Origin of the sequence: Herbaspirillum sp. CAH-3 (genome assembly GCF_009668275.1) — a bacterium.
GTDB classification, from domain to species: Bacteria; Pseudomonadota; Gammaproteobacteria; order Burkholderiales; family Burkholderiaceae_D; genus Herbaspirillum; species Herbaspirillum aquaticum.
Map to the genome: position 1 here is coordinate 202,054 of NZ_VSWE01000007.1, position 13,380 is coordinate 215,433.

The window sequence follows — 13,380 nt, forward strand, 5'->3', positions numbered from 1 at the left end:
ACATGACCATTGCCAAGAAGTTGTACCTTCTCATCATCGCCGTCATCCTGGGCCTGTGCGCCCTGGCAGCGCTGAGCATCAACCAGAGCCACCGGGTGTCGGCGGCAGCCGGATATTCGACGCACAATACCGTCCCCAGCATCCTCGCACTGGATCAGGCGATCGAATCGGTTTACGCGATACGGCTGAACGTGGCGCGCTACTTCATCGAGCCCGCGACCCGCAACAAGATTTTCCCTGTCCTTGATTCGCTGCATGAAAAGGTACAGGCCGCCTTCCTCAAATACGAGAAGGATTGCATCTCCGACCCGAAAGACGCAAAGATGCTGGAGCAGGACCGTGCTGCCTTTGCCGATTACGAGAAAGCACGGCACCAGACCTTGGCCCTGGTCGAGACCGGGCAGCCGTCCGAACTGTCGCGCGCGAGGGAAGAGCTGCTGGTGCCGGCAGGCAACCGATTGATGAAAGCCCTCATCGAGCACAAGCAGTACAACGAACAGCTGGGCCGCCAGGGGATGGAGAACGCCGCTTCCATCCTGGAGTCGTCCACCGTCATCATCGTCGGCGTGAGCCTGCTGATCGGTGCGGTGGTGGTGGGTTTGAGCCTGCTGCTGGTGCGCCTGATCGTCACGTCCCTGCGACACGCCACGCATGTGGCTGAGGCCATCTCCCGCTACGACCTCACCAGCAAGATCGATCACGCCGCGCGTGATGAGATCGGCCATCTGATGCAGGCGCTGGGTCGCATGAACGACAGCCTGCGCAAGATCATGGGCGGTGTGGGCGACAGCACTGGCACGATCCAGGTGGCCGCGCGTGAAATCGCCACCGGCAATCTGGACCTGTCTTCCCGCACCGAATCGCAGGCGGGCTCCCTCGAAGAAACGGCCACCGCCATGGAGCAACTGACCGCCACCGTTCGCCAGAACGCGGAGAACGCGCGCCAGGCCAGCGAACTGGCGCGCTCGGCCTCGGCCGTGGCGGCCCAGGGTGGCAAGGTGGTCGATGAAGTGGTGCTGACCATGGAGGCCATCAATGCCTCGTCGCTGAAGATCGTGGATATCATCAGCGTGATCGACGGCATCGCTTTCCAGACCAATATCCTCGCCTTGAATGCAGCGGTTGAAGCGGCACGTGCAGGTGAGCAGGGACGCGGCTTTGCGGTGGTGGCTTCGGAGGTCCGTTCGCTGGCCCAGCGTTCGGCCACGGCCGCCAAGGAGATCAAGGAATTGATCCAGGATTCGGTCGACAAGATCGGTGCCGGTGGCCGCCTGGTGACCGAGGCGGGCAGTACGATGGCGCAAGTGGTGCAGAGTGTGGGGCGGGTCACCGACATCGTGAGCGAAATCAGTGAGGCCAGCAGTGAACAGAGCCAGGGCCTGGAGCAGATCAACCAGGCCATCGGTGCCATGGATGAAGTCACGCAACAGAATGCGGCGCTGGTGGAGCAGGCGGCTGCGGCCTCGCAATCGCTGCAGGAGCAGGCGGTGCAGCTGGCAGGTGCGGTGCAGGTGTTCAAGCTGGATCGTGAACGGGAGCTGGCCATTGACCTGGTGTCCGGGGAGGCCATCCCGGAGCGGGCTGCCGACTTGCTGCTGGTGGGCGCACGCGCGCAGGCTTGAGGGCAAGAGGGGCGCTTGGTGGCGTCCCTCTTTTTTCATTTTTCTTCAATGCGACGGTAATACCGTCCTGAATCGCAGCGTTCTTACTTTTCCGGCATGCCTGAAGAATGATGGCTGGTGATCAGCCACTCCTTGCCGTTCCATTCATAGGTAAAGCTGTAGCGCGCATGCACGACCTGGCCGGTGGTGCCGAAGGTGAAGCTGTAGAGGCCGGCGTCGATGGCCGTGTTGCAGCCTATCCAGAGCCAGCGCTGGTCGATCTTGCCGACGGGCTTGTTGTGGAGGAAGTGTTCGAAATAATCGATGCGCTCTTCGTTGGTGAACCGTGGCTTGTTGGAAACGGTGGGCAAGAGCAGCGAGCGCGGTGCGTAGTTTTCGGCGACGGCTTCGGGATCGAGCGTTTGCAGTGAGGCATTCCAGCGGTCGAAGAGGGCGGCGATTTCTTTGCCTGTGGTTGATTTGCACACCATGCCGTTGCCGGGACCCTCAAAGGGCAGGTCGGGAGCGGGTTTGCTCGACGGGGTCGAGGCGCAGCCGGTGAGGATGAGTGCAAAGGCTGATGCGGAAAGGACTGTTTTCATTTTTCCCCCTGTTAATTTTTATGGTCAGGTGTTCTGCTGAAGATCGCTGACCGGAGTTGGGGTCTTCAGCGCTGGCTATTTTAAGCGGCGGGATTGTTTTTTTCCGAGAAATCGTTAGTGCGTTAATGCATTGCTTACCTGCGATAATTCGCCGATGAGGGGCCGGGTGATAGTACCTGTGATCTAGCATAAGTCGATGCTGTCATTCCGTCGATTTTCGGTATTGGCATAAAGCAAGCTGCTACTGAAACGGTCGATTGATTACCGGCGCGGTAAGCAAGTGGGTAGCCCTTTGAGGCTTGAAGTGTAGAAGCCGGTTGTTTCCCTGTCCCGGTACCGTGGCGCAGCCCCTTGGCCCTCCTCGCAAGCCCCGGAGGCATCGATAGCTAACGAGGTGTTGGGCGGGAGCGTGCGCGTGCGTTCTCTTCCCCCGCGTGTATCTTGTCGTGTACGTCATATCGGCGCGGGTGCACGGGGAGTGCGGGCGCGGGCGGGGCGCAGTAGTCCCCACGAAAATCTGGATCAAATTTTGGCCCGTAGCTCATATTCATGGGTCACGCTGGGGATATGGTAGTCTGTTGCAAATCCATGTGTCACAACAGCTTTATTTAGCAATGTCCAATGTAAATCCTCAAGTGTTGCAGTGGGCCAGAGAGACTGCGGGTCTTTCTCTGGTGGATGCTGCTGCGCGCCTTCAGCTAGGTAACGCAAAGCTCCGTGGCGAGGAAGTACTGAGTCAGTATGAATCAGGTGTCAGTTTTCCGAGTCGGAGTGTGGTGCTGCGCATGACCAAGGTGTACAGGAGGCCGCTGCTAACTTTCTATCTCGCTCAGCCTCCATTGCAGGGTGAGCGCGGCGAGGACTTTCGGACAATTCCAGAGGCGCGCCGCCAAGAGAGTGCAGGGCCATTGGATGCGTTGGTGCGAGACGTGTTTGTTCGTCAGCGCCTAGTCCGTGAAGCGGTGGTGGAGGCGGAAGAGGCTGTATCGCTTACTTTCGTGGGGAGCGTCAGCCTGGATCAGCCTGTGGCCGATGTTAGCGCGAAGCTTGTTAAGCGGTTGCAGTTCGACTTAACTGAGTTCCGTCGTAAGCGAGCAGCAGAGGATGCATTTAAGTATCTTCGTGGCTTGGTAGAGCATACCGGGGTCTTTGTACTCTTGATTGGCAATTTGGGCAGTCATCACTCGAACATAAGCGCGGAGGTATTTAGAGGTTTTGCGCTCGCTGACGAAATATCTCCCTTCATCATCATAAATGACCAAGATGCAAAGGCGGCATGGTCGTTCACGCTTCTCCATGAACTCGCCCACATTTGGCTCGGTGCTACTGGCCTTAGCGGCGGGGCGTTTGATCAACGCCTAGAGCGTTTCTGTAATGAGGTGGCGAGTGAGATATTGTTGCCCGCAGATGACTTGCGTGCACAAAGATTCGACACCAGCAGCCGTGATGCCTTGATTAACTCAATCAGTGCGTATGCAGACAGATGCAACGTGAGTCGTAGCATGGTTGCCTACCGCTTGTTCAAGGCGGATCGGTTGAACGAAGCAATTTGGCAGGATGTGACTGAGCATTTCAGACAAGTGTGGCTTCAGGACCGGGGCGCGAAAAAGGCGGATACCTCTGAGGGCGGGCCTTCCTATTTCGTCGTTCGTCGCCATCGTCTAGGTAACGCGTTACTGGACGTAGTAAGACGCACTTTGGATGAGGGAATTCTTACTCCCACTAAGGCGGGGAAGGTTCTTGGAGTCAAGGCCAGTAACGTTGCGACCTTGGTGGAGAGCGCATGAGTGCATCTTCGTCTGTTCAGTTGTATTTGCTCGACGCGAACGTCCTTATTGATGCTCACAACAAATACTACGCAGTGGACATGGTTCCAGAGTTTTGGGAGTGGCTGCTGCATAGTGCCTTATCCGGTCGAGTTGCCATGCCGCTAGAGACTTTCGAGGAAGTTAAGGGTGGGCCAAACGCCAAAAAGGACGGGCTGAATGAGTGGTTGCACTCTGCTGATGTGGAGAAGAACTTGGTCTTGCCGGAGGAGTTTGATGGCGGGCTGTTGCAAAGGGTGATGGATACATATGCCCCAGACCTCACTGATGTGGAAGTAGAGCAGGTTGGACGAGATCCGTTCTTGATTGCATATTGCCTAGCCGATCCCGCTTCTAGGTGTGTTGTGTCTAATGAGGTTTCTAAGCCGGCAAAGCAACGCGCCAATCAAAAAGTGCCGGATGTTAGTCGAAAGGTTGGTGTGGAGTGCTGTGACACTTTTGCGATGTTGCGCCGTCTGGGCTTCAAAACGGGTTGGAAGGCGGGAACCTGAGCACACTTTGAGCACAGTGCCGAGATAAAATAAATGACCTGGCCCGGTGAACGCCGTCCACCGTTGGCTCGTAAGTGCCTGATCTGCAAGGAAAAACGCGAGGAAGTTTGGCCTGCCCTGAGGGACTCGAACCCCCGACCTATGGCTTAGAAGGCCATTGCTCTATCCAGTTGAGCTAAGGGCAGTTCGGCGTGGCTGGCGGTGTGATGCTGCGCCGATGCGCTACCGCCAACGATCCAGAAAAAGAAAACGGGCTGTCACAGACAGCCCGTTTTTGATGAGTGGTCGGAGTACAAGGATTCGAACCTTGGACCCCCTGGTCCCAAACCAGGTGCGCTACCGGGCTGCGCTACACTCCGAGAAGCGAGATAATAGCAGCATCCCTTTCAAATGGTCAACAAAGAATGCAAATTCTTCAAACAAGACCCTAAGCCGCCGTCTCCCGCTCCCGTGCTTCAGCCTCGCCCTGCACCCTGATCTCCACCATCAGCTTCTTGATCTCCGGCACGCACGAGCCGCAATTGCCGCCCGCTTTCACACACGCCGTCACCTGGCTGACCTCCGTCAATCCCTGCGCACGGATCGCGTTGCAGATGGTGTTGCGCCCCACACCAAAACACGAACACACCGTCGGCCCGGCGTCAGCACCTTTCTCGATCGGCTGACCCACGAGCAGTCCCACGCGGTCGGCTTCTTCCAGCTTGTCCTTGGCAAACAGTCCCGCCAGCCACGAGCGCGAGGGCAGGTCAGGGCGCGCCGACATGAACAGGCACATGTCGATGCGATCATCGACCACGTGCACCGCACGATAACTGCCGTCGCTCAGGTCTTCATACTCCAGCCAGTCCGCATCGTCGGCCTGCACGCCCAGGAGCGCCCTTGCCCAAGCGGTGTGGTCGCTGATGTGATTGCGGCCGGCCAGTTCATAACGCACGAAGTCGCGGCCTTGCACGCGGGTCCAGTGGGTGATGTCATCCAGGTCCAGCGCATGGCGTGTGAGGATGAAACCATGCCAGCCCACGCGGAATTCTTCGATGGCCACCGGCGTGTGCTTGAACTCCGGTTCGCCCGAGACCGGATCGACCACCGGATTGACCACCGCCCCCACGCGCGCATCAGAGGCGGACTGACCGTTCCAGTGGATCGGCACGAATACATTGCCGCGCGGGATGCCGCCACCATGCTGCACGCGCGCCACCATCGCACCCCAGCGGCTGCTGATGCGGGCCAGGCCGCCCTCGCGCACGCCATACAGCAGCGCATCCTGCGGGTGCAGGTCGATGAAGGATTCAGGTATATGGCTGGCCAGCGTGGCCGACTTGCCGGTGCGCGTCATGGTGTGCCAGTGGTCGCGCACGCGGCCGGTGTTGAGGATCAGCGGGTAATCCTCGCAAACGGCGTGGCCCGGCGTGCGCGGTGCGGTCGGCACAAAACGCGCGCAGCCATCAGCGTGGGTGAAACGATGATCTTCCAGTACCCTTGCCGTGCCGCTGATGCTGCCATCGGACAAGCGCTGCACGGGCCACTGGATCGGCGCCATCGCGTCATAGGAAGCCTTGTCCATGCCCGTCAGGCCGGAGAGATTGAAGACGCGGCGTGCGCGGTGAGCACCCCCGGCATCGGCTTCGCCATTGCGATACGCGGAGAGCCGTGCATGTTCATCAAAGATCGCCTGCGGGCCATCGAAATCAAATCCTGCAAAGCCCATGCGCCGCGCGACCTCGCAGATGATCTGCCAGTCACCGCGCGCCTCGCCCGGTGCCGTGAGGAAAGCCCGCTGCCGCGAAATGCGGCGCTCGGAATTGGTCACCGTCCCGTCCTTCTCGCCCCAGGCCAGCGCCGGTAGCAGCACGTGGGCCAGCGCATTGGTATCGGTCTGCGTGATGACGTCGGAAGACACCACCAGCTCGCACTTCAGCAGCGCCCGCTGCACCAGGTCGGCATCGGGCAGGCTCACCAGCGGATTGGTGGCCATGATCCACACCGCCTTGATGCGGCCTTCCTCGATGGCGCGGAACATGTCCACGGCTTTCAAGCCCGGCTTGTCGGCGATGCGCGGGGATTGCCAGAAGCCTTGCACGATCTCGCGATGCAAGGGCTGGTCCAGGTCCATGTGTGCGGCCAGCATGTTGGCCAGGCCGCCGACCTCGCGCCCGCCCATGGCATTGGGCTGGCCGGTGATGGAGAAGGGGCCCATGCCGGGCCTGCCGATGCGGCCCGTGGCCAGGTGGCAGTTGATGATGCTGTTGACCTTGTCAGTGCCGACCGAGGATTGATTGACGCCCATGGAGAAGCCAGTGACGACCTTCTCCGTCTCGGCAAAGGCTTCGTAAAAGGCCAGCAGGTCTTGCAGATCCACCTTGCAGATGCGCGCTACCGTGGCCGGATCGGCGCACTCGGCATCGGCCACCGCCAGCGCTTCATCGAAGCCCTTGGTGTGCGCGGCGATGAAGGCGTTGTCGCGCAGGCCGCGATGGGCGAGGTAGCTCATCAAGCCATTGAAGAGCCACACATCCGTGCCCGCCTTGACGGGCAGGTGCAGGTCCGCCAGTTCGCAGGTCGCGGTGCGGCGCGGGTCGATCACGACCAGGCGCAGGGCAGGGCGGGTTTCTTTGAGCTTGGCGATGCGCTGGAAGAGGATGGGATGGCACCACGCGGCATTGGAGCCGACCAGCACGATCAGGTCGGCCAGTTCCAAGTCTTCGTAGCAGACCGGCACCAGGTCTTCACCGAAGGCGCGCTTGTGGCCGGCTACGGCCGAGGACATGCACAGCCGTGAATTGGTATCGATGTTGGCGCTGCCGATGTAGCCCTTCATGAGCTTGTTGGCGATGTAGTAGTCCTCGGTCAGCAATTGTCCCGAGACATAGAGTGCGACCGCATCCGGACCATGTTCGGCAATGACGGCCGAGAACTTGCTCGCCACCTGCTCCAGCGCCTGGTCCCAGGAGACCTGCTGCAATGCGCCTTGCGCATCGCGCACTTGCGGATGCAGCAGGCGGCCATCCAGATCCACCGTCTCCGCGAGGGCCGATCCTTTCACGCACAGGCGGCCGAAGTTGGCCGGATGCTGCGCGTCGCCCTGCACGCTGATGCGGCCATCGTTCTTCAGCGAAGCCGTCACGCCGCAGCCCACGCCGCAGTAGGGGCAGGTGGTCGAGGTGGTGGCCACGGCCAGGGCCAGCGGGGTCTGTGCAAGGTTCATTGGTATCCTCTGTTACTAATTGCCGTAGTCGATGCGACGGCTAGGCAGCATGCTGGCACATCGCCTGTCCGAACGGCAGTTCGCGCCTGAACGCGCTGATGTCGTGGCCGCTCTGAATCAGGTCGAAGTACCACGGTCCATCTTTGACATCACCATACAGCACTGCGCCGACCAGGCGCGAGCCACGCAATACCAGGCGCTTGTAGATGCCGCGGCGCGGGTCGCGTACCACCAGGTCTTCGGTATCTTCACCGCCGATGAAATCGCCTGCCGAATACAGGTCCACGCCGGTCACCTTGAGTTTGGTCGCCGTGGCCTGCTGCACGTAACGGCGATGACCGGCACCGGCCAGGTGCGCACCGCAGACGCGTGCCTGGTCCCAGATCGGGGCCACCAGTCCGAAGGTGGCCTTGCGGTGCTGTACGCATTCGCCCACGGCATAGATGCGCGGGTCGTAGGTCTGCAAGGTGTCGTCGACGATGATGGCGCGTTCACAGTGCAAGCCTGCCGACTTGGCCAGCGCAATGTTGGGGCGCACGCCCGCCGTCATCACCACCAGGTCGGCCGGAACACTGCTGCCATCCTTGAAGCGCACGGCGGTGACGCGATCCGGGCCGATGATTTCTTCCGTATGGGCATTGAGCAGGAAGCGCAGGCCCTTGTCTTCCAGCGCCTTTTTCAGCAGGGCGGCAGCGGGCTTGTCCAGTTGCTGGTTCATCAGCGCATCCGTGACGTGCACCACGGTCACCTCCATGCCCTGGCGCATCAGGCCATTGGCCGCTTCCAGCCCGAGCAGGCCGCCGCCGATCACCACCGCATGGCGATGGGTGCGCGCGGCTTGCAGCATGGTGTCCACGTCCTGGATGTCGCGGAAGGCGATCACGCCCGGCAGTTGATGGCCCGGCACCGGGATGATGAAAGGCGTGGAGCCGGTGGCCAGCAGCAGGCGGTCGTATTTCACGGCCAGGCCGGATTGTGCGTGGACGGTGCGCTGGCGGCGGTCGATCTGCACCACCGGGTCGCCCGCATGCAGGGTGATGCCGTGTTCGTCATACCAGGCGCGCGGGTTGAGCATGATGTCATCGATGCTCTTGTCGCCGGCCAGTACCGGCGAGAGCATGATGCGGTTGTAGTTGCCATGCGGCTCGGCACCGAAAACGGTGATGTCGTAGAGATCCGGTGCGAGCTTGAGCAGCTCCTCCACCGTGCGCATGCCGGCCATGCCATTGCCGACCACGACCAGCGAGGGCTTGGCGGTCGTCATCTCAGCCACCGATCCAGACTTTGCCTTCGTCGATGCGCGCCGGCCAGGCGGGTACCGAGTTGGCGGGTTCCTCCAGGCACTGCCCGGTGGTGAGATCGAAGTGATGCTTGTAGATCGGCGAGGCCACTACGATGCGTTCGCCCAGGTTGCCCACCAGCCCGCGCGAGAGCACGGCGGCCTGGGCATTGGGATCATAGTTGCCGATGGCGAAGACGCGCGGCTGCGGCGCGCCCTGGCTGCGGTCGATGACGTGGAAGATGGCTACCTGCTGGTCGCCGATCAGCGCGGCCACGCCCGTGTTGGGGACGATCTCGGCCAGTTCGCAGACGGGGGTCCAGTGCTTGATTTGTTGGTCGCTGTGCATGCCGGGCTCCTGATGGTTCCTGATGTTCAGACGGTCTCGACGACGACGGGAATATCGAGCAGCTTCTTCTCGGCCACCGTGGCCGGTCGGATCTGCCCGCGTTCCTCGACGAACTTGATGTTGCCGTCGGCCGCCTTGCTGTTGACGAAGTGGCGGAAGCGCTTGCGCGTTTCGGGATCGGTGACGGCCTTCTTCCATTCGCACTGGTAGGTGTCGACCACGCGCTGCATCTCGCTCTCCAGCTCGGCGGCTATGCCCAGCTTGTCGTCGATGACCACGCTCTTGAGGTAGTCCAGCCCGCCTTCGAGGTTTTCGCGCCAGGTGCTGGTACGTTGCAGGCGGTCTGCCGTGCGCACGTAGAACATCAGGAAGCGGTCCACGTAACGGGTCAAGGTTTCTTCATCCAGGTCGGAAGCGATCAGTTCCGCATGGCGCGGCTTCATGCCGCCATTGCCGCAGACGTACAGGTTCCAGCCCTTGTCGGTGGCGATGATGCCCACGTCCTTGCCCTGCGCTTCGGCGCATTCGCGGGTGCAGCCTGAGACGCCGAACTTGATCTTGTGCGGCGAGCGCAGGCCCTTGTAGCGGTTTTCCAGGCGCACGGCGAAGCCCACGCTGTCGCCCACGCCGTAACGGCACCAGGTCGAGCCGACGCAGGATTTGACGGTGCGCAGCGACTTGCCGTAGGCGTGGCCGGTCTCGAAACCGGCGGCGATCAGTTCTTCCCAGATGTCAGGCAGCTGGTCCACGCGGGCACCGAAGAGGTCCACGCGCTGGCCGCCGGTGATCTTGGTGTAGAGGCCGTATTTCTTGGCGATCTGGCCGACCGCGATCAGGCCATCGGGCGTGACTTCGCCACCGGCCATGCGTGGCACCACCGAATAGGTGCCATCCTTCTGGATATTGCCGAGGAAGTAGTCGTTGGAATCCTGCAGGCCGGCGTGTTCCTTCTTGAGCACGAAGTCGTTCCACAGCGATGCCAGCACATTGGCCACCATCGGCTTGCAGACATCGCAGCCCAGGCCCTTGCCGTGCTTGGCCAGCAGTTCATCGAAGCTCTTGATCTGGCCCACGCGCACCAGGTGGTGGATTTCCTGGCGCGAGTAGGGGAAGTGTTCGCAGACATGGTTGTTGACGGCCAGGCCCTGCTTCTTCATCTCGGCCTTCATCACCTGGGTGACCAGCGGCACGCAGCCGCCGCAGGCGGTGCCGGCCTTGGTGCAAGCCTTCAGGTCGCCGATATTGGTGACGCCCGAGGCCACCGCCGCACACAGCTGGCCCTTGGAGACGTTGTTGCAGGAGCAGATCTGCGCCGATTCCGGCAGGGCGTCCACGCCCAGGCCCGGTTTTGCCTTGCCGTCGGATTGCGGCAAGATCAGGAATTCCGGCGACTCCGGCAGCTCGATCTTGTTGAGCATCATCTGCAGCAGCGTGCCGTATTCGGCGGCATCGCCCACCATGACCGCGCCCAGCAGGTGCTTGCCCGATTCGGAGACCACGATCTTCTTGTAGATCTGCTTGCGCTCGTCGGTGAACTGGTAGGAGCGGCTGCCGGCTTCCTTGCCGTGCGCATCGCCGATGCTGGCCACGTCCACGCCCATGAGCTTCAACTTGGTGCTCATGTCGGCACCGTTGAAGGCCGGTACTTCGATGGCTTCATCGCGGTGCGAGAGCAGGTGCTTGGCGGCAGTGCGGGCCATGTCGTAGCCGGGGGCGACCAGGCCGAAGATCTTGCCGTTCCACAGCGCGCATTCGCCGATGGCATACACGGCCGCGTCGGACGTGAGGCAGCTGTTGTCGATGACGATGCCGCCCCGGTCGCCCACCTTCAGGCCCGCCTGGCGCGCCAGTTCGTCACGCGGGCGGATGCCGGCGGAGAAGACGATCATGTCGGTTTCCAGGTGCGAGCCATCTTCGAAATTCATGCGATGGGTGTGCTGCTTGCCATCGACGATCTCGACCGTGTTCTTTTGCGTATGGGCGGTCACGCCCAGTTCCTCGATCTTCTGGCGCAGGATGCGGCCACCGCTTTCATCGACCTGCACCGCCATGAGGCGCGGCGCGAATTCGACCACGTGGGTTTCCAGCTTCAGGTCACGCAGGGCCTTGGCGCATTCCAGCCCCAGCAGGCCGCCGCCGATGACCACGCCGCTCCTGGAGCGGCTGCCGCATTCCAGCATCGCTTCCAGGTCTTCGATGGTGCGATAGACGAAGCAATCCTTGCGCTGGTTGCCCGCCACCGTCGGCACGAAGGGATAGGAGCCGGTGGCCAGTACCAGTTTGTCATAGGACAGGGTCTCTTCCGCACCGGCCACATTGACCACCACCTGCTTGCGTTCCAGGTCGATGTGCCGGGCCTTGGCGTTGAGCTTGAGATCGAACTGCACCGGGCTGCGGCCGGCGTCGAAGAAACCGGGCGCCACCAGCGACAGGTCTTGCGCGCTCTTGCCGGCAAAGAATTCGGAGAGGTGCACGCGGTCGTAGGCCGGGCGCGGTTCTTCGCACAGGATGGTGACCTTGAGGTCGCCTGCGCCGCTTTCCGCCAGGCATTCCAGGAATTTGTGGCCGACCATGCCGTGGCCGATGACGATGATGTTCATGGGTGCTCTCCTCAGGCTGCAACTTTGCTGTCGGCCAGGGCGGCGTCGCCGCTCTTGTCCGACGCGGTGAAACGGATGGCCACTGCGCACAGTGCCGAAATGGTCACCAGCACGCCCAGCATGGACAGGGTCTGCTGGGTATTGCCCAGGCCCTTCATCAGGAAGCCCGCTGCCACCGCGCCGACGTTGCCACCGGCACCGATGATGCCGGCCACGCCGCCGAGCGCCTTGCGGTCGATGAAGGGCACCAGCGCATAGGTCGCGCCACAGGCCATGTGGGTGAAGAGGCCGAAGCACAGCATGGCGACGACGGCAGCCAGCACGCTGCCGGCATGGGCGAACCACAGCAGGCCCAGGCCTTCACCCAGCATCATCACGAAGAGCAGGGTGGCGCGGCGGTTCAGGCCGCCACGCAGGGCCACCTTGTCCGAGATGTAGCCGCCCAGGGCGCGCGCAAACAGCGCCAGCAGGCCGAAGCTGGCGGCGGCGATGCCGGCCGATTCCAGCGAGAGCTGGAAGTGATCCACGTAGTAGATGGCGGCGATGTTGTGGATGAAGATCTCCACGCCGAAGCAGGCACCGTAGGTAATGAAGAGCATCCACACGCGATAGTTGGCGGCCGCTGCACGGAAGCTGGCCCAGCCGCCGCGCTTGCCGCTTTCGATGGTCACGCCGGCGGCGCGCAGTTCGTCATAGTTGCCTTCCGGGCAGTCCTGGGTAAAGCGCCAGTAGAGCGCGGCCATCACCAGCATCAGTACGCCCGGCACCAGCAGCGCGGCGCGCCAGCCCCAGCCTTGCGAGACGCCCAGCATCAGCATGGCGGCCATCAGCAAGGGCATCACGCCCTGTGCCACGCCGCCGCCCGCATTGCCCCAGCCAGCCGTGGCCGCATTGGCCGTGCCGACCACGTTGGGGGCGAACATGACCGAGGTGTGGTACTGGGTGATGACGAAGCTGGCACCGACGGCACCGATGAGCAGGCGGAAGAACAGGAAGCTCTCGTAGGTCTGCGCGAAGGCCACGCCGATCACCGGTACGGCACCGGCCAGCAGCAGCCCGGTATAGGCCTTGCGCGGGCCGAAGCGGTCACACATGGGGCCGATGATGAGGCGCACCAGAATGGTCACGGCCACGGCGGCGATGTTGATGTTGGCGATCTGGCCGGGGGTAAGGTGGAATTCACCCTTGATGACCGGCATCAGCGGCGCGCAGGCGAACCAGGCGAAGAAGCAGACGAAGAAGGCCATCCAGGTCAGGTGGAAGGCGCGCATCTGGGGCGTGCCCAGGGAGAACAGCGCGATACGATTGGATTTGCTCATGTCGGGGTCCCGTAAAAACAAAAAGGCGCCCGCTCGAATCCGAGGCCTTGCCTCGTTTCAAGCGGACGCCATTGTCCGTATGCATTGCAGATCCATCGTTAGATCGGC

Annotated in this window: 9 protein-coding genes and 2 tRNA genes; 3 read left to right on the plus strand and 8 right to left on the minus strand. The window is 61.9% G+C overall.

Annotation, left to right across the window (positions count from 1 at the left end; all coding sequences use genetic code 11):
• Nucleotides 1-2 precede the first annotated feature (2 nt).
• Nucleotides 3-1,622, plus strand: a complete 1,620-nt coding sequence (locus tag FYB76_RS11025) for a methyl-accepting chemotaxis protein (RefSeq protein WP_154133658.1) — start codon at nt 3-5, stop codon at nt 1,620-1,622.
• Nucleotides 1,623-1,705: 83 nt separating this feature from the next.
• Here FYB76_RS11025 and FYB76_RS11030 read toward each other — a convergent pair whose 3' ends face one another.
• Entirely contained in the window at nt 1,706-2,203 is a 498-nt protein-coding gene (locus tag FYB76_RS11030; RefSeq protein WP_154133659.1) for an SgcJ/EcaC family oxidoreductase, read from the minus strand.
• A gap of 578 nt (nt 2,204-2,781) precedes the next feature.
• Between FYB76_RS11030 and FYB76_RS11035 the strand changes: the two genes are divergently transcribed.
• On the plus strand, nt 2,782-3,990 hold the full coding sequence (locus FYB76_RS11035) for an ImmA/IrrE family metallo-endopeptidase (protein WP_229296946.1): 1,209 nt from the start codon (nt 2,782-2,784) through the stop codon (nt 3,988-3,990).
• On the plus strand, nt 3,987-4,520 hold the full coding sequence (locus tag FYB76_RS11040) for a DUF4411 family protein (protein ID WP_154133660.1): 534 nt from the start codon (nt 3,987-3,989) through the stop codon (nt 4,518-4,520). Before FYB76_RS11035 ends, FYB76_RS11040 begins: the two co-directional genes overlap by 4 nt.
• 108 nt (nt 4,521-4,628) lie before the next feature.
• Here FYB76_RS11040 and FYB76_RS11045 read toward each other — a convergent pair.
• From FYB76_RS11045 to FYB76_RS11075, 7 genes are all read right to left on the minus strand, one after another.
• Nucleotides 4,629-4,705, minus strand: a tRNA-Arg gene (locus tag FYB76_RS11045).
• Between the two features lie 97 nt (nt 4,706-4,802).
• Nucleotides 4,803-4,879: transfer RNA gene (locus FYB76_RS11050), tRNA-Pro, on the minus strand.
• Nucleotides 4,880-4,947: 68 nt separating this feature from the next.
• A complete protein-coding gene (locus tag FYB76_RS11055) occupies nt 4,948-7,725 on the minus strand; it encodes a nitrate reductase (protein ID WP_154133661.1) in 2,778 nt (925 codons plus the stop codon).
• A gap of 40 nt (nt 7,726-7,765) precedes the next feature.
• On the minus strand, nt 7,766-8,989 hold the full coding sequence (locus FYB76_RS11060) for an NAD(P)/FAD-dependent oxidoreductase (RefSeq protein ID WP_154133662.1): 1,224 nt from the start codon (nt 8,987-8,989) through the stop codon (nt 7,766-7,768).
• A 1-nt stretch (nt 8,990) separates the two neighbouring features.
• Nucleotides 8,991-9,353, minus strand: a complete 363-nt coding sequence (gene nirD, locus FYB76_RS11065) for a nitrite reductase small subunit NirD (RefSeq protein WP_154133663.1) — start codon at nt 9,351-9,353, stop codon at nt 8,991-8,993.
• Nucleotides 9,354-9,379: 26 nt separating this feature from the next.
• On the minus strand, nt 9,380-11,953 hold the full coding sequence (nirB, locus tag FYB76_RS11070) for a nitrite reductase large subunit NirB (protein WP_154133664.1): 2,574 nt from the start codon (nt 11,951-11,953) through the stop codon (nt 9,380-9,382).
• 11 nt (nt 11,954-11,964) lie between these two features.
• Nucleotides 11,965-13,272: an MFS transporter gene (locus FYB76_RS11075; RefSeq protein ID WP_154133665.1), complete on the minus strand. Its 1,308-nt coding sequence runs from the start codon at nt 13,270-13,272 to the stop codon at nt 11,965-11,967.
• Nucleotides 13,273-13,380: the final 108 nt, after the last annotated feature.